At 69.0% G+C, this 21347-nt stretch carries 19 protein-coding genes, 3 pseudogenes and 1 riboswitch; of the genes and pseudogenes, 14 read left to right on the forward strand and 8 right to left on the reverse strand.

The annotated features are described in order from the left end of the window. Nucleotides 1-113: 113 nt before the first annotated feature. Nucleotides 114-323: a hypothetical protein gene (locus AQJ91_RS00945; RefSeq protein WP_067014707.1), complete on the reverse strand. Its 210-nt coding sequence runs from the start codon at nucleotides 321-323 to the stop codon at nucleotides 114-116. A 131-nt stretch (nucleotides 324-454) separates the two neighbouring features. Here AQJ91_RS00945 and AQJ91_RS00950 point away from each other — a divergent pair, with 131 nt between their 5' ends. Next, entirely contained in the window at nucleotides 455-1429 is a 975-nt protein-coding gene (locus AQJ91_RS00950) for a carbohydrate kinase family protein (RefSeq protein ID WP_067014710.1), read from the forward strand. A gap of 36 nt (nucleotides 1430-1465) precedes the next feature. Here AQJ91_RS00950 and AQJ91_RS00955 read toward each other — a convergent pair whose 3' ends face one another. Then, on the reverse strand, nucleotides 1466-2842 hold the full coding sequence (locus AQJ91_RS00955; protein WP_079084608.1) for a cysteine desulfurase/sulfurtransferase TusA family protein: 1377 nt from the start codon (nucleotides 2840-2842) through the stop codon (nucleotides 1466-1468). 327 nt (nucleotides 2843-3169) lie between these two features. Here AQJ91_RS00955 and ctaC point away from each other — a divergent pair, with 327 nt between their 5' ends. The 4 genes from ctaC to AQJ91_RS00975 all read left to right on the forward strand — a co-directional run bounded on the left by ctaC (nucleotide 3170) and on the right by AQJ91_RS00975 (nucleotide 7651). Beyond that, on the forward strand, nucleotides 3170-4129 hold the full coding sequence (gene ctaC, locus AQJ91_RS00960) for an aa3-type cytochrome oxidase subunit II (RefSeq protein WP_067014716.1): 960 nt from the start codon (nucleotides 3170-3172) through the stop codon (nucleotides 4127-4129). Then, on the forward strand, nucleotides 4126-5862 hold the full coding sequence (gene ctaD, locus AQJ91_RS00965; RefSeq protein ID WP_067014719.1) for an aa3-type cytochrome oxidase subunit I: 1737 nt from the start codon (nucleotides 4126-4128) through the stop codon (nucleotides 5860-5862). The genes ctaC and ctaD overlap by 4 nt, the downstream gene beginning before the upstream one ends. Further along, nucleotides 5859-6257: a cytochrome c oxidase subunit 4 gene (locus AQJ91_RS00970; protein WP_067014722.1), complete on the forward strand. Its 399-nt coding sequence runs from the start codon at nucleotides 5859-5861 to the stop codon at nucleotides 6255-6257. The genes ctaD and AQJ91_RS00970 overlap by 4 nt, the downstream gene beginning before the upstream one ends. A gap of 131 nt (nucleotides 6258-6388) precedes the next feature. Next, nucleotides 6389-7651 carry a L,D-transpeptidase gene (locus AQJ91_RS00975; RefSeq protein ID WP_067014725.1) on the forward strand — a complete coding sequence of 421 codons (1263 nt, stop codon included), beginning with the start codon at nucleotides 6389-6391 and terminating at the stop codon, nucleotides 7649-7651. Nucleotides 7652-7733: 82 nt separating this feature from the next. Here AQJ91_RS00975 and AQJ91_RS00980 read toward each other — a convergent pair whose 3' ends face one another. Next, a complete protein-coding gene (locus AQJ91_RS00980; RefSeq protein ID WP_067014728.1) occupies nucleotides 7734-8135 on the reverse strand; it encodes a response regulator in 402 nt (133 codons plus the stop codon). A 189-nt stretch (nucleotides 8136-8324) separates the two neighbouring features. Between AQJ91_RS00980 and ctaE the strand changes: the two genes are divergently transcribed. From ctaE to AQJ91_RS01010, 6 genes are all read left to right on the forward strand, one after another. After that, on the forward strand, nucleotides 8325-8945 hold the full coding sequence (gene ctaE, locus AQJ91_RS00985) for an aa3-type cytochrome oxidase subunit III (RefSeq protein WP_067014731.1): 621 nt from the start codon (nucleotides 8325-8327) through the stop codon (nucleotides 8943-8945). Between the two features lie 62 nt (nucleotides 8946-9007). Beyond that, a complete protein-coding gene (qcrC, locus tag AQJ91_RS00990) occupies nucleotides 9008-9820 on the forward strand; it encodes a cytochrome bc1 complex diheme cytochrome c subunit (protein WP_067014734.1) in 813 nt (270 codons plus the stop codon). Further along, nucleotides 9817-10869: a cytochrome bc1 complex Rieske iron-sulfur subunit gene (gene qcrA, locus AQJ91_RS00995; RefSeq protein WP_067014737.1), complete on the forward strand. Its 1053-nt coding sequence runs from the start codon at nucleotides 9817-9819 to the stop codon at nucleotides 10867-10869. The genes qcrC and qcrA overlap by 4 nt, the downstream gene beginning before the upstream one ends. Continuing rightward, complete coding sequence (gene qcrB / locus AQJ91_RS01000; RefSeq protein WP_067014740.1) at nucleotides 10866-12503, forward strand: cytochrome bc1 complex cytochrome b subunit; 1638 nt, start codon at nucleotides 10866-10868, stop codon at nucleotides 12501-12503. Before qcrA ends, qcrB begins: the two co-directional genes overlap by 4 nt. Nucleotides 12504-12642: 139 nt before the next feature. Next, nucleotides 12643-13707: an anthranilate phosphoribosyltransferase gene (gene trpD, locus AQJ91_RS01005; RefSeq protein WP_067014744.1), complete on the forward strand. Its 1065-nt coding sequence runs from the start codon at nucleotides 12643-12645 to the stop codon at nucleotides 13705-13707. A 76-nt stretch (nucleotides 13708-13783) separates the two neighbouring features. Continuing rightward, a riboswitch (SAM riboswitch) is annotated at nucleotides 13784-13900 on the forward strand. Between the two features lie 163 nt (nucleotides 13901-14063). Beyond that, nucleotides 14064-15431, forward strand: coding sequence for an aminotransferase class V-fold PLP-dependent enzyme (locus AQJ91_RS01010; RefSeq protein ID WP_067014748.1), 1368 nt, complete (start codon nucleotides 14064-14066; stop codon nucleotides 15429-15431). Here the strand turns inward: AQJ91_RS01010 and AQJ91_RS01015 are convergent. From AQJ91_RS01015 to AQJ91_RS01025, 5 genes and pseudogenes are all read right to left on the reverse strand, one after another. After that, a pseudogene (locus AQJ91_RS01015) lies at nucleotides 15386-16258 on the reverse strand (glycerate kinase family protein); the annotation flags it as partial. The gene AQJ91_RS01010 and the pseudogene AQJ91_RS01015 overlap by 46 nt on opposite strands. Then, nucleotides 16257-16757: pseudogene (locus tag AQJ91_RS48560) on the reverse strand (two-component sensor histidine kinase); the annotation flags it as partial. The pseudogenes AQJ91_RS48560 and AQJ91_RS01015, both read right to left, overlap by 2 nt. Next, on the reverse strand, nucleotides 16733-17005 hold the full coding sequence (locus AQJ91_RS55075) for a hypothetical protein (protein ID WP_234381772.1): 273 nt from the start codon (nucleotides 17003-17005) through the stop codon (nucleotides 16733-16735). The pseudogene AQJ91_RS48560 and the gene AQJ91_RS55075, both read right to left, overlap by 25 nt. A gap of 101 nt (nucleotides 17006-17106) precedes the next feature. Beyond that, nucleotides 17107-17388, reverse strand: coding sequence for an Lrp/AsnC family transcriptional regulator (locus tag AQJ91_RS01020; protein WP_067014752.1), 282 nt, complete (start codon nucleotides 17386-17388; stop codon nucleotides 17107-17109). After that, a pseudogene (locus tag AQJ91_RS01025) lies at nucleotides 17385-18171 on the reverse strand (rhomboid family intramembrane serine protease). Before AQJ91_RS01025 ends, AQJ91_RS01020 begins: the two are co-directional and overlap by 4 nt. A gap of 165 nt (nucleotides 18172-18336) precedes the next feature. On the opposite strand from AQJ91_RS01025, the gene AQJ91_RS01030 reads away from it, so the two are divergent. The 3 genes from AQJ91_RS01030 (at nucleotide 18337) to AQJ91_RS01040 (ending at nucleotide 21204) form a co-directional block, all read left to right on the forward strand. Next, nucleotides 18337-18576 (forward strand): hypothetical protein, encoded by a 240-nt coding sequence (locus AQJ91_RS01030; RefSeq protein ID WP_055541554.1) that lies wholly within the window; start codon nucleotides 18337-18339, stop codon nucleotides 18574-18576. A 37-nt stretch (nucleotides 18577-18613) separates the two neighbouring features. Further along, the gene (locus AQJ91_RS01035; protein WP_067014755.1) at nucleotides 18614-19957 is read left to right on the forward strand and encodes an NYN domain-containing protein; all 1344 of its coding nucleotides are present in this window, start codon (nucleotides 18614-18616) and stop codon (nucleotides 19955-19957) included. Between the two features lie 209 nt (nucleotides 19958-20166). Beyond that, on the forward strand, nucleotides 20167-21204 hold the full coding sequence (locus AQJ91_RS01040) for a C40 family peptidase (protein WP_067016042.1): 1038 nt from the start codon (nucleotides 20167-20169) through the stop codon (nucleotides 21202-21204). The last annotated feature ends 143 nt before the right edge of the window (nucleotides 21205-21347 follow it).

The following is a 21347-nucleotide window of genomic DNA, read 5'->3' on the forward strand; positions in this document are numbered from 1 at the left end:
AGAGGCCGCTGCCTGGTCGTATCCTGCATCCCCTTTACGGGGGACGCCGATGGGACGCACCGGGGGAGCGCGCGGTTCCCCGGGAACGCGCCGAATCCGCCGCCGAAGTTCGATCAGTCCCCGTAGTCCGACATCGCGTCGAGCAGCCGCGCCGACTTCGACGGCACGCTCACCCCGTGAATGAGTGACGGCGGCACCGGAAGGGCAGTGATGCGGTCGGGAACGGTCCAGTGCGGGGCCATCCGGGCGCAGTCACCGCGCAGCGACGCCAGGTCGCCGTCCAGGTCGGCCGAAGCGGGAGCATGGACCTCAAGGTTCGTCATGACTGAACCGTATGCACGGCGGCGCCCGCGAAGAAAGATCTACTATCGGGTAGTTCTGCCTGCTTCAGAGTCACCCCGCAGACCGGGTAGCGTGAACTGTCAATCCCCCTCCCTCCAGGAGAACCCACGCCGTGCGCATCGCAGTCACCGGCTCCATCGCCACCGACCACCTCATGACCTTTCCCGGCCGCTTCGCCGACCAGTTCGTCGCGGACCAGCTGCACACGGTCTCGCTCTCCTTCCTGGTCGACAACCTGGACGTCCGCCGGGGCGGCGTCGGCGCGAACATCGCCTTCGGCATGGGCCAGCTGGGCACGAAGCCGATCCTGGTCGGCGCCGCGGGCTTCGACTTCGACGAGTACCGCGCCTGGCTGGACCGGCACGGCGTCGACACCGACTCGGTCCGCATCTCGGAGACGCTGCACACCGCCCGCTTCGTCTGCACCACCGACGCCGACCACAACCAGATCGGCTCCTTCTACACGGGCGCGATGAGCGAGGCCCGCCAGATCGAGCTGAAGACCGTCGGGGACCGCGTCGGCGGCCTCGACCTGGTCCTCATCGGCGCGGACGACCCGGAGGCGATGCTCCGGCACACCGAGGAGTGCCGCTCCCGGTCCATCCCGTTCGCCGCCGACTTCTCCCAGCAGATCGCCCGCATGGACGGCGAGGAGATCCGGATACTGCTGGACGGGGCGACGTACCTCTTCTCCAACGCGTACGAGAAGGGCCTCATCGAGTCCAAGACCGGCTGGTCCGACGCGGAGATCCTCGCCAAGGTCGGCCACCGCGTCACCACCCTCGGCTCGCGCGGCGTCCGTATCGAGCGCGTCGGCCAGGACCCGATCGAGGTCGGCTGCCCGGAGGAGGACCGCAAAGCCGACCCGACCGGCGTCGGCGACGCATTCCGCGCCGGCTTCCTCTCCGGCCTCGCCTGGGGCGTCTCCCTGGAACGCGCCGCCCAGGTCGGCTGCATGCTGGCCACGCTCGTCATCGAGACGGTCGGCACACAGGAGTACCAGCTGCAGCGCGCCCACTTCATGGAGCGCTTCACCAAGGCCTACGGCGACGACGCGGCCACCGAGGTCCAGGCGCACCTCGCCTGAGCGACGGCGACACAGCGACCGGCAGCGCCACAGCTACTAGGAGAGCCGGCGGACGACGTACGCCGAACCGCGTTCCGCCGGCTCCTCACCCACGTACTCCTGCTCCCGCATCGCGCACCATGCCGGGATGTCCAGCCGAGCCGCCTCGTCGTCGGAGAGCACCCGCACCGTGCCGCCCACCGGCACCTCGCCGATGACCTTGGCCAGCTCGATCACCGGGACCGGGCACCGCTTGCCCAGGGCGTCCACGACGAGCGCCTCCTCCTCGACGGCCGTCGACGGCGTCGGCGCCCCCAGCTTCTCCCGCACCGCCGCCACCGCCCCCGGCAGCACGTCCAGGAACCGCTCGACGTCCTCCGCCGGCGTCCCGGCCGGCAGCGACACCCGCACGTTCCCCTCACTCAGCACACCCATCGCCTTCAGCACATGGCTGGGCGTCAGCGTGCTGCTCGTGCAGGACGAGCCGGAGGAGACCGAGAAGCCCGCACGGTCCATCTCGTGCAGCAATGCCTCTCCATCGACATAGAGACAGGAGAAGGTGACGACACCGGGCAGCCGCCGCACCGGATCGCCCACCACCTCCACGTCCGGCACCAGCCGCGGCACCCGCGCCCTGATCCGGTCCGTCAGCTCCCGCAGCCGTACCGCCTCTTGGGCCGCCTCCGCCCGCACCGCCCGCAGTGAGGCCGCCGCCGCGACGATCGCCGGGATGTTCTCGAACCCGGCCGCCCGCCCCGACTCCCGCTCGTCCACGGGCCCTTGAGCGGCAAACCGCACCCCTTTACGCACGACAAGCAGCCCGACCCCCGACGGACCACCCCATTTATGGGCACTCGCCGTCAACAGTGACCAGTCACCCCCAACCGGCCCCCACCCCAGTGACTGAGCCGCGTCCACCAGCAACGGCACCCCCGCCTCCCGGCACACCTCGGCCACGGCGGCCACCGGCTGCTCGGTCCCCACCTCGTGGTTGGCCGACTGGAGACACGCCAACGCGGTGTCAGGCCGGAGAGCATCGGCGTACGACGCCACAGCCACCGCTCCCGCCCGGTCCACCGCTACCTGTGTGACCGTCCCGCCCTCGGCCTCGTGTGCGTCGGCGGAATGGAGTACCGACGAATGTTCGACGGCGGACACGATCAGGTGACGCCCAACTCGCCGCCGCCCCGCCAGCGTCCCCGCGATCCCGGAGTGCACGGCCCGCGTCCCCGACGAGGTGAAGACAAGCTCGTCCGCCCGGCACCCCACCGCCTCGGCGGCCGCCTCCCGCGCCGCATCCAGCAACATCCGAGCCCGCCGTCCCTCCCTGTACAGACGTGCGGGATCGGCCCACCCCTCGTCCAGGGAGGCGACAAGAGCCTGCCGCGCAACGGGATGGAGAGGAGCAGAGGAGGCAGCATCGAAGTAGGACACACAGCAACGCTAAGACGTCCGGCAAGGGAAGCGCCCCACCAGGGGTGCGGGGCTGTGCCGATATACCGCTCCGCCGCGTGGGCGCGATCAGCCACAACACACCCGCACCCGCGCCACATACAGAACCCCCGAGCTACCGGGCACCCCCAAACCCACCGTCAGAAGTAGCCCCCGGCGCGTTGGGGACCCTCCCCGCGCGACCCCAAATGGCGTCGGCTAGGGTTTGGTCCGCATAAACATCCAAACCCCTGCCCGACGCAGGGCGGCGACCGACCAGCGAGAAGGCCGCAGCCGACCGCGCGGGCGAGACTCTCGGGAAGGCGCTACGTGAGTCCCAACGGCTCCGACCGCTCGCCGCGGCGCCCGATGCGGCGGAAGCTGCTGCAGGCACTGACCGCGGGCCTGGTCCTGGCGACCGCGACCGGTTGCACATACAAGGACTTTCCCCGCCTTGGTATGCCCACTCCGGTCACAGAAGAGGCTCCGCGGATCCTCTCCCTTTGGCAGGGCTCCTGGGCTGCCGCACTGGCCACCGGCGTGCTGGTGTGGGGCCTGATCATGTGGAGTGTGATCTTCCACCGGCGTAGCCGCACCAAGGTCGAGGTCCCTCCGCAGACCCGGTACAACATGCCCATCGAGGCGCTGTACACGGTGGTCCCGCTGATCATCGTCTCGGTGCTCTTCTACTTCACGGCCCGCGACGAGTCGAAGCTTCTCGAACTCAAGGAGAAGCCCGACCTCACCGTCAACGTGGTGGGCTACCAGTGGAGCTGGGCCTTCAACTACGTCGAGAACGTCGACGGTTCCACCGGTGACGCGAAGACCGACAAGAACCTGGCCGCGATTCCGGACCGGTTCAAGGAGGACTTCCCGGCGAACGCCGGCGGTGTCTACGACGCCGGTACGCCCGCCAGCGAGAACCCGCAGACGGGCAACCCGGGCCCCACCCTGTGGCTGCCCAAGGGCAAGACGGTCCGCTTCGTCCTGACCTCTCGTGACGTCATCCACTCCTTCTGGGTGGTGCCGTTCCTGATGAAGCAGGACGTCATTCCGGGCCACACCAACGCCTTCGAGGTGACCCCGAACCAGGAGGGCACCTTCCTGGGCAAGTGCGCCGAGCTCTGCGGCGTCGACCACTCCCGGATGCTGTTCAACGTGAAGGTGGTCTCCCCCGAGCTTTACGAGGAGCACCTCCAGGAACTCGTGAAGAAGGGGCAGACCGGTTACGTTCCCGCCGGCATCGCGCAGACGAGCCACGAGAAGAACCGGGAGACGAACAACCTGTGAGCATCCTCAACGAACCCCAGGGTGCCGCGGCAGCCGAGGACTCGTACGAGAACGAGCTGCCGGTCAGGCGCAAGCAGCCCGGCAACGTCGTGATCAAGTGGCTCACCACCACTGACCACAAGACGATCGGGACGCTGTACCTCGTCACGTCGTTCGCGTTCTTCTGCATCGGTGGCGTGATGGCGCTGTTCATGCGCGCCGAGCTGGCCCGGCCGGGTCTGCAGTTCATGTCGAACGAGCAGTTCAACCAGGCGTTCACGATGCACGGCACGATCATGCTGCTGATGTTCGCGACGCCGCTGTTCGCCGGTTTCGCGAACTGGATCATGCCGCTGCAGATCGGCGCGCCCGACGTGGCGTTCCCGCGGCTGAACATGTTCGCCTACTGGCTGTACCTGTTCGGCTCGCTGATCGCGGTGGGCGGCTTCCTCACCCCCGACGGCGCCGCCGACTTCGGCTGGTTCGCCTACAGCCCGCTCTCGGACGCGGTCCGTTCGCCGGGCATCGGCGCCGACCTGTGGATCATGGGCCTGGCCTTCTCCGGCTTCGGCACCATCCTCGGCTCGGTCAACTTCATCACCACGATCATCTGCATGCGCGCGCCGGGCATGACCATGTTCCGCATGCCGATCTTCGTGTGGAACGTGCTGCTGACCGGTGTGCTGGTCCTGCTCGCCTTCCCGGTGCTGGCCGCCGCGCTGTTCGCGCTGGAGGCGGACCGCAAGTTCGGGGCGCACATCTTCGACTCGGCCAACGGCGGAGCGTTGCTGTGGCAGCACCTGTTCTGGTTCTTCGGCCATCCAGAGGTGTACATCATCGCGCTGCCGTTCTTCGGCATCGTCAGTGAGATCATCCCGGTCTTCGCCCGTAAGCCGATGTTCGGCTACATGGGTCTGATCGCGGCCACCATCGCGATCGCGGGTCTGTCCGTGACGGTGTGGGCTCACCACATGTACGTCACCGGCGGTGTGCTGTTGCCGTTCTTCTCCTTCATGACGTTCCTCATCGCCGTGCCAACGGGCGTGAAGTTCTTCAACTGGATCGGAACGATGTGGAAGGGCAGTCTGTCCTTCGAAACGCCGATGCTCTGGGTGACCGGCTTCCTGATCACCTTCACCTTCGGTGGTCTGACCGGTGTCATCCTGGCCTCGCCGCCGATGGACTTCCACGTCTCGGACTCGTACTTCGTGGTGGCGCACTTCCACTACGTCGTGTTCGGCACCGTCGTCTTCGCGATGTTCGCCGGGTTCCACTTCTGGTGGCCGAAGATGACCGGCAAGATGCTCGACGAGCGCCTCGGCAAGATCACCTTCTGGACGCTGTTCATCGGCTTCCACGGCACCTTCCTGGTCCAGCACTGGCTGGGTGCCGAGGGCATGCCGCGCCGTTACGCGGACTACCTCGCGGCCGACGGCTTCACCGCCCTGAACACGATCTCGACCATCAGCTCGTTCGTCCTCGGCCTGTCGGTCCTGCCGTTCATGTACAACGTCTGGAAGACGGCCAAGTACGGCAAGAAGATCGAGGTCGACGACCCGTGGGGCTACGGCCGCTCGCTGGAGTGGGCCACATCGTGCCCGCCGCCGCGGCACAACTTCCTCACCCTGCCCCGTATCCGCAGCGAATCCCCGGCGTTCGACCTGCACCACCCTGAGATCGCCGCGCTCGACCAGCTCGAGAACGCCCCTCACGGTGAGAAGGCTCTGGCTGGTGGCAAGGAGGCCGGCAAGTGAAGACCCAGGGCACCATGTTCGTCTGGCTGAGCGTCTTCCTCCTCGGTATGGCGATCGTCTATGGCGTGTGGTCGAAGGAGCCGGCCGGCACCACGGCTCTCTTCCTCTCCTTCGCCCTGAGCATCATGATCGGCTTCTACCTGGGCTTCACCGCCCGGCGGGTCGACGCGGGTGCGCAGGACAACAAGAACGCGGACGTGGCGGACGACGCCGGCGAGGTCGGGTTCTTCAGCCCGCACAGCTGGCAGCCGCTGTCGCTCGCCGTCGGAGGCGCGCTGGCCTTCCTGTCGATCGCGATCGGCTGGTGGCTGATGTACTTCTCGGCGCCGCTGCTCCTGGTCGGCGTCTGGGGCTGGGTCTTCGAGTACTACCGCGGTGAGAACCGCACCCAGTAGCACGAGCTGAGCCGCACAGGAGCCCGGACACTCCGTAAGGAGGGTCCGGGCTCCTGCGTTTGCCGCAATCTGTGTCCCTCGTACGAGTCACCCGGCGCGCCACCGTTGACGGACCTTCCTAGCGTGAGGTCATGAACCACTCACGCCCCCCCAGCACCGTCGTCAGCTGCACGCTGCTGGTGATCGCCCTCGGCGCGGGCGTCACCGCCTGCAGCAGTGACGGCCATCCGTTGTCCGCCGAGCCGTACGACGCGGCGGACCAGATAGCCTTCAACGGTCCCACCGGTGACGGGAAGAAGGCCGACCCCGACAAGCCCCTGGAGGTCACAGCCGAGGGCTCCGACGGACGTATCACGGACGTCACCGCCATGGACGCCACCGGACGGTACGTGACGGGTGAACTCTCCGCCGACGGCAGCCGCTGGCACAGCACCTCCCCGCTGGCCGCCGACGCCCGCTACACGGTGCGGGTGAGCACGGAGGACGAGGACGGGGCGCCCGGCCGCAAGGTCCTCACCTTCGACACCAGCAGGCCCACCAGCAAGAAGCACCTGACCGTGAAGTTCGGCCCCAAGGCGGGCAAGTACGGCGTCGGCCAGCCCATCACCGCCGAGCTGAGCAAGCCCATCAAGAACAAGGCACAGCGGGCCATCGTCGAGCGGGCCCTCAGGGTCGACTCCACGCCCGCCGCCCAGGGCACCTGGCACTGGGTCGACGACAAGGAACTCCACTACCGCCCCAGGGAGTACTGGCCCGCCCACGCCACCATCCAGGTCCGCAGCAACCTGGAGGGCGTCAGGATCAGCGACCGGCTCTGGGGCGGCAAGGTCAACCCCCTGAAGATCACCACGGGCGACCGCGTCATCGCCGTCACGGACGCCTCGTCGCACTCGATGACGGTGTACAAGAACGACGAGAAGATCAAGACCTTCCCCGTGACCACCGGCAAGCCCGGCTTCGAGACCCGCAACGGCGTCAAGGTGGTCCTGGGCAAGGAGTACTTCGTACGCATGCGCGGCACCAGCATAGGCATCGCCGAGGGCTCACCGGAGTCCTACGACCTGCCCGTCTACTACGCCACCCGCGTCACGTGGAGCGGCGAGTACGTCCACGCCGCCCCCTGGTCCGTGGGCTCCCAGGGCTCCGCCAACGTCAGCCACGGCTGCACCGGCATGAGCACCGGCAACGCCGAGTGGTTCTTCGACAACGTCCGCGAGGGCGACATCGTCGAGGTCGTCAACAGCTACGGCAACACCATGGAACCCTTCGGCAACGGCTTCGGCGACTGGAACCTCGCCTGGAAGAAGTGGCGCAAGGGCAGCGCACTGGTCGGCGGAACCCCGGACGGCCCTCGCCCGGAGGAGGCGGCAAGACTGCGCCCGACGGCGGTGTGAGCGCCCCATAAGGGGCGCGGGGAACTGCGCGAGCACCCCCCACGGGCCCGCAGCCGCCGCACAACCGCTCAGAACCGAGCTCCTAGGCGTTCAGAGCCCTCTTCTGCCGCAACAGCGAAGCAAGCGCCGCCGCGAACTCCACAGGCTCCACAGGCAGCGTCACAGCCGCATCAGCGCGGCTCCACGTAGCCAGCCACGCGTCCTGAGGCCGGCCGATCAGCAACAGCACCGGCGGACAGGCGAAGACCTCGTCCTTGATCTGCCGGCACATCCCCATGCCCCCCATGGGCGCGGCCTCCCCGTCCAGCACGCAGACGTCGATGCCGCCCTTGTCCAGCTCCTTCACAACGGCGGCCGGAGTGGCGCACTCCAGGAACTCGACCAACGGGGCATCGGGAGCCGGCCGTCGGCCGGAGGCCAGCCGCACCTGCTCGCGGGTGTTGGAGTCGTCGCTGTAGACCAGCACCGTGGCGGTCGGCTGCATGCTTCCTCCGTGACGTCAGCGTCGTACGGCCCAAGACGGGCAGAGCCCGATGCCGCGGATGCTACTCCCTTGAACAGCCCGTCAACAGCGGTTCGGACACCACTTCGATGGGCCATACGGGCCGTACCCGAGCTGCGAACACTCCGAACGGCACCCCCCGGAGTGAGGGCGGGATAAGCGACCGACATAATGTCGGTCGTGGCGACAGCAACGACAGTAGAAACCGGGCACGCGCACCCATCGGTCAATCGGCCGAACCTCACCAGCGTCGGAACCATCATCTGGCTGAGTTCCGAGCTGATGTTCTTCGCGGCCCTCTTCGCGATGTACTTCACCCTGCGATCAGTGACGGGACCCGATCACTGGAAGGAAATGGCGCATGCCCTGAACTTCCCGTTCTCGGCGACCAACACCACGATCCTGGTGCTCTCCTCCCTCACCTGCCAGCTCGGCGTCTTCGCCGCCGAGCGCGGTGACGTGAAGAAGCTCCGGGGCTGGTTCATCGTCACCTTCGTGATGGGTGCGGTCTTCATCGGCGGTCAGGTGTACGAGTACACCGAGCTGGTCAAGAAGGACGGGCTCTCGCTCTCCTCCGACCCGTACGGCTCGGCCTTCTACCTGACCACCGGTTTCCACGGCCTGCACGTGACGGGCGGTCTCATCGCCTTCCTGCTGGTCCTCGGCCGCACCTACGCGGCCAAGAGGTTCACGCACGAGCAGGCGACCGCCGCCATCGTCGTGTCCTACTACTGGCACTTCGTCGATGTCGTCTGGATCGGCCTCTTCGCCACGATCTACATGATCAAGTAGCGCGTTCCCGCAACACGCATCCAGAAGCATCGACGCAGAAGATCCTGACACCGGGGTAATCCGTGAAAAAGCTCTCCGCACGACGACGCCATCCGCTGGCGGCGGTCGTCGTCCTACTCCTCGCGCTGGCGACGACGGGGATGGTGTACGCCGCGTTCGTGCCCACGCGCGACGCCAAGGCCGATGAGACCGCCCAGTCCCTGACCATCGAGGAGGGCAAGAAGCTCTACGCCGTCGGCTGCGCCAGCTGCCACGGAACCGGCGGTCAGGGCAGCTCCGACGGTCCCAGCCTGGTGGGCGTGGGCGCCGCGGCCGTCGACTTCCAGGTCGGCACCGGCCGGATGCCGGCCGCGACCTCCCAGGGCGCCCAGGTGCCGAAGAAGAAGAAGGTCTACACGCAGGCCGAGATCGACCAGCTGGCGGCCTTCATCGCCTCGCTGGGTGCCGGTCCGTCCGTGCCGACCGAGGCGCAGTACGGCCCCGAGGGCGCCGACATCGCCAAGGGCGGCGACCTGTTCCGCAACAACTGCGCCCAGTGCCACAACTTCACCGGCAAGGGCGGCGCGCTGACGCACGGCAAGTACGCGCCGGACCTCGAGAGCGTCGACCCGAAGCACATCTACGAGGCCATGCAGACCGGCCCGCAGAACATGCCCTCGTTCCCCGACACCACGCTGTCGGAGCAGAACAAGAAGGACATCATCGCGTACCTGAACGCGGTCAACGGGGACGAGACGGTGAACCCCGGCGGCCTCGAGCTGGGCGGACTCGGTCCGGTCAGTGAGGGTCTGTTCGCCTGGATCTTCGGACTCGGCGCGCTGATCGCGGTCGCCGTCTGGGTCGCCGCTCGGACCGCAAAGGCCAAGAAGTCATGAGTAGCCAAGACATTCCAGAAGAGAACCTGCCCGTTGCGCAGGACACCACCCAGGTAGCGGTCGCGGACGAGAAGCACCCGTTCGCCGACCCGGGTCTGCCGCCCCACGAGCACCGGATCCAGGACATCGACGAGCGGGCCGCCAAGCGGTCCGAGCGCGCGGTCGCCCTGCTGTTCACGGTGTCCATGCTGGCGACCGTCGGCTTCATCGCCTCGTATGTGACGATCCCGCACGACAAGTCGGTCTTCGTCTTCCCGATCGGGCACCTCAACGCGCTGAACTTCGCGCTGGGGCTGACCCTCGGTCTGGCGCTGTTCTGCATCGGCGCGGGCGCGGTCCACTGGGCCCGCACCCTGATGTCGGACGAGGAGATCGCCGACGAGCGGCACCCGATCGAGGCGGAGCCCGAGGTCCGTGCGAAGGTCCACGCGGACTTCAAGCAGGGCGCCAAGGAGTCCGCGCTCGGCCGCCGCAAGCTGATCCGCAACACGATGTTCGGCGCGCTGGCCCTGTTCCCGCTCTCCGGCGTCGTGCTGCTGCGCGACCTGGGCCCGCTGCCCGGCACCAAGCTGCGCCACACCCTGTGGTCCAAGGGCAAGCTGCTCGTCAACATGAACACCAACGAGCCGCTGCGTCCGGCGGACGTCGCGGTCGGCTCCCTCACCTTCGCCAAGCCCGAGGGCCTGGAGGAGCACGACCACGAGTTCCAGACCGAGATCGCCAAGGCCGCCCTGATGATCGTCCGGATCCAGCCGGACAACATCAAGGACAAGCGCGAGCTCGAGTGGTCGCACGAGGGCATCGTGGCGTACTCGAAGATCTGCACCCACGTCGGTTGCCCGATCTCGCTGTACGAGCAGCAGACGCACCATGTGCTGTGCCCCTGCCACCAGTCCACCTTCGACCTCTCCGACGGTGCCCGAGTGATCTTCGGCCCGGCCGGCCACGCCCTGCCGCAGCTGCGCATCGGCGTGAACGACGAGGGCTACCTCGAGGCGCTCGGCGACTTCGAAGAGCCCGTCGGTCCTGCATTCTGGGAGCGCGGATGAGCACTACGACCAACTCCGCCTCGCGCTCGCGCGAGAAGGCACCGGCCGGCGAGAAGATCGCCGACTGGGCCGACGGCCGGCTCGGGATCTACACCCTGGCCAAGGCCAACATGCGCAAGATCTTCCCCGACCACTGGTCGTTCATGCTGGGTGAGGTCGCGCTCTACAGCTTCATCATCATCATCCTCACGGGTGTGTACCTGACGCTGTTCTTCCACCCGTCGATGAACGAGGTGGAGTACCACGGCAGTTACGTCCCCATGCAGGGCCAGCTGATGAGCGAGGCCTTCAAGTCGACGCTGGACATCAGCTTCGAGGTGCGCGGCGGTCTGCTGATCCGGCAGATCCACCACTGGGCGGCGCTGATCTTCCTCGCGGCGATGTTCGTGCACATGATGCGCGTCTTCTTCACGGGCGCCTTCCGCAAGCCGCGTGAGATCAACTGGCTGTTCGGCTTCCTGCTGTTCGTCCTGGGCATGTTCACCGGCTTCACCGGTTACTCGCTCCCGGACGACCTGCTCTCCGGCACCGGTGTCCGCTTCACCCAGGGCGCGATCCTGGCCACGCCGATCGTCGGCACGTACATCTCGATGTTCCTGTTCGGCGGCGAGTTCCCCGGCGACGACTTCGTGGCCCGGTTCTACTCGATCCACATCCTGCTGCTGCCGGGCATCATGCTCGGGCTCGTGGTGGCGCACCTGATCCTGGTGTTCTTCCACAAGCACACGCAGTTCGCTGGTCCCGGCAAGACGAACAAGAACGTCGTCGGCATGCCGCTGCTGCCGGTGTACATGGCCAAGGCCGGCGGCTTCTTCTTCCTGGTCTTCGGTGTGATCGCGGTGATCTCGGCGGTCGCCCAGATCAACCCGGTCTGGGCCATCGGCCCCTACCGTCCGGACCAGGTGTCCACCGGCGCCCAGCCCGACTGGTACATGGGCTTCGCCGAGGGCCTGATCCGCTTCTTCCCGGGCTGGGAGGTCAACATCTGGGGTCACACGCTCGTCCTGGGCGTGTTCATCCCGCTGGTCCTCTTCGGCGTGGTGCTCGCCGCGCTGGCCTTGTACCCGTTCATCGAGTCCTGGGTCACCGGTGACAAGCGTGAGCACCACATCCTGGACCGTCCCCGCAACGCCCCGACCCGTACGGCTCTGGGTGTCGCCTGGGTCACGATGTACATGATCACGCTGGTGGGCGGTGGCAACGACCTGTGGGCCACCCACCTGCACCTGTCGATCAACGCCATCACCTGGTTCGTCCGGATCTTCTTCTTCGTCGGACCGGTCATCGCGTTCATCCTCACCAAGCGGATCTGCCTCGGCCTCCAGCGCCGCGACAAGGACAAGGTGCTGCACGGTCGTGAGACCGGCATCATCAAGCGCCTGCCGCACGGTGAGTTCATCGAGGTGCACGAGCCGCTCAGCCAGGACGCGCTGCACACCCTCACCGCGCACGAGCAGTACAAGCCGGTCGAGATCGGCCCGGCGGTCGACGAGAACGGTGTCGAGCGCAAGGTGAAGGGCTCCGAGAAGCTGCGCGCCAAGGTCAGCAAGGCGTACTTCGACGAGGACGCCCAGATCCCGAAGCCGACCGTCGAGGAGTACAAGGAGATCACGAGCGGCCACGGCCACCACTGATCGCTGCGCCAGCCACGCCACGGTTGAAGGGCCCCCGTCCGGTCTTCGGACGGGGGCCCCTCGCCGTGCCCGGGGCTGGATAGGGTGGACCCGTTGAGACTCACGTCCCGGTCTACGGGACTGCACCCAGGAGCGGCTTATGAGCGCTGTGACCCCCGCTGGAGGCGACACCGCGGCGGGCCGCACCTGGCCCGACGTACTGAGCACCCTGCTCCGCGGACAGGACCTGAACGCCGCCGACACGGCGTGGGCCATGAACCGCTTCATGAGCGGCGAGGCCACGGACGCCCAGATCGCGGGCTTCATGGTGGCGCTGCGGGCCAAGGGCGAGACCGTCGAGGAGATCAACGGCCTCGTCGAGGCGATGTACGCGCACGCGCAGCCCCTGCACATCCCCGGTCCGGCCGTCGACATCGTCGGCACCGGCGGCGACCGGGCCCGGACGGTCAACATCTCGACGATGTCCGCGATCGTGATCGCGGGCACCGGCGCGAAGGTCGTCAAGCACGGCAACCGGGCGGCGTCCTCGGCGAGCGGATCCTCCGACGTCCTGGAGAAGCTCGGCATCAACCTGGACCTGTCGCCCGAGCGGGTGGCTCACGTGGTGGAACAGGCCGGGATCACCTTCTGCTTCGCGGCCAAGTTCCATCCCTCGATGCGATTCGTCGGCGCGGTCCGGCGGGACCTGGGGATCCCGACCTCGTTCAACCTCCTCGGCCCGCTGACCAACCCCGCCCGGGTCACCGCCTCGGCGATCGGCTGCTTCGACACCCGGATGGCCGGGCTCATGGCTGGCGTCCTGGCCGAACGCGGCTCGTCCGCCCTGGTGTTCCGCGGCGACGACGGTCTCGACGAGCTGACGACCACGGCCACCTCACGGGTGTGGATCGTCCGCGACGGCAAGGTCACCGAGGAGGCCTTCGACCCGCGGGACGTCGGCCTCGAGCTGGTGCCGGTGGAGGCGCTGCGGGGCGCGGATGCCTCGTACAACGCCGACGTGGCGCTGCGCCTGCTGAACGGTGAGACGGGCCCCGTACGGGACGCCGTACTGCTGAACTCGGCGGCCGCCCTGGTGGCCCTGGAACCCGGTGACGGGCCGCTGGTGGACCGGATCGGCGCCGGTATGGCGAAGGCCGCGGAGTCGATCGACTCGGGGGCGGCCAAGCGGACGCTGGACCGCTGGGTGGCGGCCAGCAACGCGTAGCCTTCCGCGGCTGGATGTCCCGCAATCCGGACTCGGGTTGCGGGACTCCGATCACTTCACGTACGTTCCTGTACCAGGTCATGAGTGACAGTCATGAGGCCCCGGCCGACTGTCCGGCAACCCTCCGTCCGTGGCGGGGTGCCCCGGGTGAGGACCAGGCCGTGGGCAGCGAGGTCTGCGGCAAGCGCGGACCCCTCGAGAAGCCAGGGGTCCTGGTCGTCGAGGAGCCTTCCGTGAGCAAGCGAATGCGATAGGGCCGCAGAGCCCCGCCTCCGCATCCCCCTTTCACTTTCCTTCCGCGCTTGAGCCATGTCCGCTCGCGTGGTCGATTCAGCTGCCTCTCACGGGAGTTCGCCATGTCTGTCTCCACCGTTGCCGCCGACCGGTCCGTCTGCGCCCCGCTGCCGGTTCTCGGCCGTGATGTCACCGTCCCGCTCGTCACCGGCGGCGAGGTCACCTACGCCGCGCTCGACTACGCCGCCAGCGCCCCGGCGCTGCAGCGCGTGTGGGACGACGTCGCCGCCTACGCGCCGTACTACGGCAGCGTCCACCGCGGTGCCGGGTACCTCTCGCAGCTCTCCACCGACCTGTTCGAGAACGCCCGCAGGACGGTCGCCGAGTTCCTCGGCTGCCGGGACGGCGACCAGGTGGTCTTCACGCGGTCCACCACCGACTCGCTCAACCTGCTCGCCGCCGCACTGCCCGCCGACTGCCAGGTTTTCGTCTTCGAGACCGAGCACCACGCCTCCCTGCTGCCCTGGCGCGACGCCCAGGTCACCTACCTCAACGCCCCCCGCACCCCGCGCCAGGCCGTCGAGACCCTGGAGCGCGCCCTCGCCGACCGCGCCCCCCACGGACCGGCCCTGGTGTGCGTCACCGGCGCCTCGAACGTCACCGGCGAGCTGTGGCCCGTACGGGAGCTGGCCGCCGCCGCCCACGCGCACGGCGCCCGGATCGTCCTGGACGCCGCCCAGCTGGCCCCGCACCACCCGGTGTCCGTCCAGGACCTGGACGTCGACTGGGTCGCCTTCTCCGGGCACAAGCTGTACGCCCCGTTCGGCTCCGGTGTGCTGGCCGGCCGTGCCGACTGGCTGACCGAGGCCGAGCCGTACCTCGCGGGCGGCGGCGCCAGCCGCAAGGTCAGCCGGCGTGCCGACGGGGGAGTGGACGTGGAGTGGCACGACAGCGCCGCCCGGCACGAGGCCGGGTCGCCCAACGTCATCGGCGCCTACTCCATCGCCTCCGCCTGCAAGGCGCTCACCGAGGCCGGCTTCGACACCCTGGTCGCCCGGGAGCGGTACCTCATCGACACCGTGCGCGCCGGGCTCGCCGAGGTGCCCGAGGTGCGCGTCCTGTCGCTCTTCGGGGACGACGCCCCGCGCGTCGGCGTGATCTCCTTCGTCGTCGACGGCTGGAACAGCTCGCACTTCGCCGCCGCGCTCTCCGCCGAGTACGGCATCGGGGTGCGGGACGGTCTGTTCTGCGCCCACCCGCTGGTGCGGACCCTGCTGGGCAGCGACCCGCAGACGCAGGGCGAGTGCGGTGCCCCCGAGGCCGCGCCCGGCGAGAAGTCCCTCAACGCGATCCGGGTGAGCTTCGGGGCGGGTACGCCGGACGAGCACGTCGAGCGGTTCGTCAGCGCCGTGAAGGAGCTCGTCACGGACGGCGCCCGGTGGAACTACCGTACGGAGGACGGGCGTTGCGTGCCGGACACCTCCGCGTGAGCCGGTAGCCGGGCGCCCAGCTGGATCATCCGCAGGGCGCGTCCGGTGGCGTCGGTGAGCAGTTCGCCCGCCCGCACCAGCGCCTCGGCCAGCGCCATCGAGGCCGGCAGGATGCCGCTGAAGGCATCCACGCCGGGCACCTTGTGCGCGCCCTCGCCGAGCGTGCCCGCCAGCACGAGCACCGGGCGCCCGTGCGGCTTGGCCCGGCGGGCCACCTCGGCCGGCGCCTTCCCGCGGGGCGTCTGGTGGTCCAGGGCGCCCTCGGCGGTGACGGCCAGGTCGAGGTAGTCCAGCAGCGCGTCGAAGCGGGGCAGGAAACGGGCGCCGAGGGCGGCGAGGCCCGCGCCCAGACCGCCGGACGCGCCGGTGCCGTCGCCGTACCGCAGGTCGGTGCGGGTGACGGCCAGGTCGCGGGTGAGGACCTGCGCCCAGTTGTCCAGGCCCGCCGACAGCTCCTCGACCTGCGCGGGCGTCGCGCCCTTCTGCGGTCCGTAGGCGCGGGCCACGCCGCGCACCCCGCACAGCACGTTGATCGGGATGCAGGAGACGAGCAGCTCCACCTCACGCAGGCGCGGGTCCAGGCCCCGCGCGTCGATCCGGCTGACGCGCCTCAACTCGCGGTCGCCCCAGGGGAGTTCACGGCTGTCCGCGTCCAGCAGCCGCATCCCGAGCGCCTGGAGCGCGCCGGCGCCCACGTCGGACGTACCGGAGTCGCCGCAGCCGGCCAGGATCCGCCGTACGCCGGTGTCGAGGGCGGCGCGGATCAGCTCGCCGACGCCGTACGTCGTGGTGGCGCCCGGATCGTGCAGGGTGGGCGGGACGAGGGATGTCGTTGTGGCCGTGCACCGGGATACGCCGGGTCAGGTCGTGCTCGGTGAGCTCCGCCGCGGTGAGCCGTACGGTCATCAGGATCCGGCCGGCGACCGCCCAGCCGATGCCGGTGGTCAGCAGCAGGGCGACCCCGGAGATGGCGAGCAGGATGCGGAAGACGACCTCCACCCGCTCCAGCTCGCGGGCGGGGTGGACGGCGACCACGAACGCGGCCTCCGGCTCGGCGCCGGGCCGGGCGACGGGGACCTTGGCCCAGCGGATCTCGCCGGACGCCCGCATCAGGACGCCGGAGGAGTCGGGCGAGTCGAAGATGCGGCGCTGGGCGTCGGTGTCCCGGAACAGCGGTGCGGGCAGGTCGCGGCGCTGGTGGAGGTGCGTCGGGTCCTGCCCCGCCCGGCCCACCAGGCCGATCAGCTCCTCGTCCGGGTCGGCGTACTGCCGGACCAGGAGGGCGGCGAGCGCGACCGCCATCACGAACACCAGCCAGAGCAGGATGCGGCCCCGGGCGGAGAGCCGCCACCGCGGTGGGTCAGTTGTCGTCGCCGGGCGTCGGCCCCGGGCCGGGTGGACGGGGGCGTGGGTGTGGGCGTCCGTGCCGGTGTGGGCGAGCCGTTGTCCAGCTCCACCCGCGGCGGAACCGTCGGCGGCCCCGGACTGTCGGTGAGGGCGAAACTGGTCGCGGCGATTCCGCGCGGGATCACCACGACGGCGGCCGGGGCCGCCATCCGGCGAGAGAAGACCATGGGGCTCATCCTGCGAACGGAAGCCGGCGGTCAGGATGAGGCCGAGATGAAGAACTCTTCATCAAAGGCCGTCGAAGACGTCAGGGGAGGGACCCGGGCGCTCAGCTGTCAAGACCGATCGCGAACGCCGCCTCCAGGTCGTGCTGCGAGTACGTCCGGAACGCCACGTGCGTGTCCGTCCCCTCCACGCCGGGGATCTTGCTGATGCTGCCCGGGATGACCTCGGCGAGGTCCTCGTGCTCCTTCACCCGCACGATGGCGATCAGGTCGTAGGTGCCGGTGACGGAGAAGACCTCGCTGACGCTGTCCAGCGCGGCGATCCGTTCCGCGATCTCGGGAATCCGGTCCACGCTGGTCTTGATCAGGACGATCGCGGTGATCACGGCTGGTTCTCTCCCTCGGAGGCCGGAGCTGGGGCGGCCTTCACTCTAGTCGCCCGCCCGTCTCCCACCACCGCCCTTCCAGGGCCGCGCTACGCGCCTTTCCTTTTCTCCGAACCGCACCCAGGCGTAGCCGAGACCGAGCCCGAAGCCCACCAGATGGGCCAGATACGCCACCCCCGGCCCCTGGCTCGCCCGCCCCGCCGCCACCCACTGCAGGGCCACCCAGAACGGCAGCACCACCCACGCCGGGAAGCGCAGCGGAAGGAAGAAGAGGAACGGCAGCAGACTTGTCACCCGTGCCCGGGGGAACAGGTACAGGAACGCGCCCAGGACGGCCGAGATCGCCCCGGACGCGCCGACCAGGGACTGCGTGGAGTCCGCGTTGGCGGCCGCGTAGCCCAGCAGGGCGAGGTAGCCGCAGCCGAGGTAGAACAGCGTGAACTGGACGCGGCCCATCCGTTCCTCGGTCATCATCCCGAAGACGTAGAGGAAGAGCATGTTGCCGAGCAGATGGACCCAGCTGCCGTGGATGAACAGGGCTGTGGCGGGGGTGAGGGCGGCCCGGGCGGAACCCTCGAACAGTTCTACGGGGATCACGCCCCAGCGGCGGAAGTAGGCGTGCTGCGCGGTGAGCAGCCCCTCGCCGGAGCCGTACGCCGGATTCAGGCCGGCCGCCGGGCCGATCAGGAAGATCAGGCAGCACAGGGCGATCAGTGCGTACGTCACCGGCGCCGACGGCCGCCACAAGGTCCTGCCGACGGATACGCCCCAGTTACCGACCATGGACACAGAGCATGACGTAACCGGACCGAACGGCACAGACCGCCTCGCCGCCGTGGACGGACGGGCGGCGACTACCCGCCAGGCCGTAGGGTAACGAGCCACACGCACCGGGGAGGCCGGCGCGTCACTGACAATAGAAGCCAAGAAGGAAAGAGCACAGTCACGATGACGGTTCCCCTGCCGACCGCCACGACGCGGTGGCGCTGCACCCTCTGCGGCAATCTCACGCGCTTCGACGTGACCCGTTCGTCGAAGGTCGTCGAGTATGTCCACCTCGACCTGGCCGGAGAGCCGAAGGTCGAGGAGCGCGAGGTGGTCAGTGAGACCATCGAGTCGGTGCGCTGCCGCTGGTGCAACGCCGTGGACCAGGTGGAACTCGTTGACAGGCCGGGTGCCGGCTCCTGACGGGAGCGGGCCCCGCACAGGCATTGGGGTGTGACGGATGGTGGAGAGCGCAGGCGGGGGGCCGGGCGACGGCGCCGCTGAGGTGCTCGACCGTCCGCTGCCCGACGGTGTGCGCCGTCGCGTCGTCCAGATCGTGTCCGACGGTTTCGGCGGGCTGACCGTCGGTGAGCTGCCCGCCCAGCTCAGGCAGTACGCCCGGTTCGCCCCGAACCGGCGGGCCAAGTTCGCCGGCAACGCGATGGCGGCCGCGCTGGAGACCGATCCGCTGTTCCGGCAGCGGATCGGGGAGAAGTTCAGAGAGGCCCAGCCGGAGCTGTCCGGCGCCCTCGACGCCGGTTCGCCGCCCCCGGCCGCGGATCCGCTCGACGTGGCGGCCGCGGCCTATGTGCTGCGCCCCACCGGCTGGGTGAAGCTGGTGACCGCGGCCGGCGAGGAGGCCCTGCGGGCCGACGCCGAGCGCGCCGACGAGGAGAACCGCGCCGAGTTGGAGCGGCTGCGCGAGGAACTCGCCGCCGCCCGGGACCACACCCGTACCGAGACCGAGCGGATGCGGACCGAGCTGGACGCGGCGAAGAAGGAAGCCGACTCGCTTCACCGCAAGCTGCGCGCGGCCCTCAGTGACGTCAAGCGCGGCGAGGCAGCCCTGCGCAAGGTGCACGCCGAGATGGACGCCGTACGCACCGAGGGGCAGGCGCAGGTGTCCGCGGCCGAGAGTGAGACCCGGCGCCTGAAGTCCCGGCTCGGGGAGGCGGAGGCCGCCCTGGAGGCCACGCGCAAAGCAGCGCGGGAGGGGCGCAGTGTCGAGGACATGCGCGTGCGTCTGCTTCTGGACACCGTCCTCGACGCGGCGCAGGGGCTGCGGCGCGAACTCGCCCTGCCGCCCGTGTCCGTACGGCCCGCCGAGACCGTGGACGCGGTCGAACCGGGACGGATGACCCCGAAGGACATCGCCGCGCGGGCGCTGTCCGAGAACGACCCCGCGATCCTCGACCAGCTCCTCGCCCTGCCGCAGGCCCATCTGGTGGTCGACGGCTACAACGTCACCAAGACCGGCTATCCCCAGATGCCGCTCGAGAAGCAGCGCCTCAGGCTCCTCGGTCAGCTCTCCCAGCTCGCCGCCCAGACCGGGGCGGAAGTGACCTGTGTCTTCGACGGGGCCGAGCTGGCCGCGCCGGTGCTGCTGGCGCCGCCGCGCGGGGTGCGGGTGCTGTTCTCCAAGCCGGGCGTCACCGCCGACGAGTTGATCCGCCAGCTGGTGCGCGCCGAGCCGCCCGGCCGTCCGGTGATCGTCGCCTCGACCGACCGCGAGGTGGCCGACGGGGTCGCCCGGGCGGGCGCCCGGCCCGTCGCTTCCGCGATGCTCCTCAAGCGGCTGTCCTGAAGGTCAACGTACGGGCCTAATATCCGAATTGGTGGAATCGTCACGCAACGTAGTGTCAAGCGGGCGTCACTGCATGTGAGTTGTGGGCAAAGAATGCACGGTGTGACGAGATTTTCCTCGTGAGGATTTGAACTGATCACGGGAAGGTCACTAGGGTCTGGCCTCGAACCTCCGAGCAGGTGATCACTCAAGAGAAGGAGTTCACCTCCGTGGCGTCCCACCGTCGACCGAAGCAGCCGAGCCGGGCACGTGTGACCGTGCTGACCACCGCGGCGGCAGCCGCCGTGGCCATCAGCTCGCAGGCCGCCAACGCCGCGCCGAGCGAGAAGCCCGGCAAGGACGAGGTCAAGGCCAAGGTCGACAAGCTCTACGAAGAGGCCGAGCAGGCCACCGAGAAGTTCAACGGCGCCAAGGAGAAGCAGGAGAAGCTCCAGAAGGAGATCTCCACCATCCAGGACAACGTCGCCCGCGGCCAGGAGGAGCTCAACGAGCTGCGCGAGGGGATAGGCCTGGCGGCCGCCGCCCAGTACCGCACCGGCAGCATCGACTCCTCCGTCCAGCTGTTCCTCTCCGCGGACCCGGACGACTACCTCGACAAGGCGTCCACGCTCGATCAGTTGAGCAGCCAGCAGGTCGAGTCGCTGAAGAAGATCCAGGACAAGCAGCGCGAACTCGCCCAGGAGCGGGCCGAGGCCTCCGAGAAGCTCAAGGACCTCGCCTCCACCCGCACCGAGCTGGGCAAGAAGAAGAAGGAAGTCCAGAGCAAGCTCGCCGCCGCGCAGAAGCTGCTCAACTCCCTGACGGCTGCCGAGAAGGCCGCCCTCGACGCCGAGCAGGAGCGCGCCAACCGCGCCAGCGCCCGCGACGCCCTCGGCGGCGGCACCGCAGCCTCCGGCCGCGCCGCGGCGGCCTACTCCGCCGCCCAGAGCCAGCTCGGCAAGCCGTATGTCTACGGCGCCACCGGCACCGCCTCCTACGACTGCTCGGGCCTGACCTCCTGGGCCTACGCCCAGGCAGGCATCCAGATCCCGCGCACCTCCGAGGCGCAGGCCCAGATCGGCACCCGCATCAACTCGGTGTCCGCCCTCAAGGCCGGCGACCTGGTGTTCTTCTTCGGTGACCTGCATCACGTCGGTATCTACGCCGGCAACAACCAGATCATCCACGCCCCGCGCAGCGGCACCGTCGTCCGCTACGAGTCGATGAACACGATCGGCGGCCCCTTCATGTGGGGCGTCCGGGTCTGATCTCCGAAGATCAACACCGCGCGCCGTCCGAACGGGCGAATTGCGACAACTCGCGCTGACCGCACGCCCCGCCCATGACCTGCGTCAGAGGCGGGGCGTCACTTTGTGTGCCCGCCGAGGTCCTTGGTTGTCGCCCCTCCCCG

The sequence above is a fragment of the Streptomyces dysideae genome (genome assembly GCF_001514305.1).
In the GTDB taxonomy this organism is placed as follows: domain Bacteria; phylum Actinomycetota; class Actinomycetes; order Streptomycetales; family Streptomycetaceae; genus Streptomyces; species Streptomyces dysideae.

What these genes read in the sequence shown, in the direction of transcription:
- AQJ91_RS00945 (WP_067014707.1), bottom strand. Translation starts at nt 323, where the DNA reads ATGACGAACCTTGAGGTCCATGCTCCCGCTTCGGCCGACCTGGACGGC.
- AQJ91_RS00975 (WP_067014725.1), top strand. Translation starts at nt 6,389, where the DNA reads ATGAACCACTCACGCCCCCCCAGCACCGTCGTCAGCTGCACGCTGCTG.
- AQJ91_RS00980 (WP_067014728.1), bottom strand. Translation starts at nt 8,135, where the DNA reads ATGCAGCCGACCGCCACGGTGCTGGTCTACAGCGACGACTCCAACACC.
- ctaE (WP_067014731.1), top strand. Translation starts at nt 8,325, where the DNA reads ATGTCGGTCGTGGCGACAGCAACGACAGTAGAAACCGGGCACGCGCAC.
- qcrA (WP_067014737.1), top strand. Translation starts at nt 9,817, where the DNA reads ATGAGTAGCCAAGACATTCCAGAAGAGAACCTGCCCGTTGCGCAGGAC.
- qcrB (WP_067014740.1), top strand. Translation starts at nt 10,866, where the DNA reads ATGAGCACTACGACCAACTCCGCCTCGCGCTCGCGCGAGAAGGCACCG.
- trpD (WP_067014744.1), top strand. Translation starts at nt 12,643, where the DNA reads ATGAGCGCTGTGACCCCCGCTGGAGGCGACACCGCGGCGGGCCGCACC.
- AQJ91_RS01010 (WP_067014748.1), top strand. Translation starts at nt 14,064, where the DNA reads ATGTCTGTCTCCACCGTTGCCGCCGACCGGTCCGTCTGCGCCCCGCTG.
- AQJ91_RS55075 (WP_234381772.1), bottom strand. Translation starts at nt 17,005, where the DNA reads ATGGTCTTCTCTCGCCGGATGGCGGCCCCGGCCGCCGTCGTGGTGATC.
- AQJ91_RS01030 (WP_055541554.1), top strand. Translation starts at nt 18,337, where the DNA reads ATGACGGTTCCCCTGCCGACCGCCACGACGCGGTGGCGCTGCACCCTC.
- AQJ91_RS01035 (WP_067014755.1), top strand. Translation starts at nt 18,614, where the DNA reads ATGGTGGAGAGCGCAGGCGGGGGGCCGGGCGACGGCGCCGCTGAGGTG.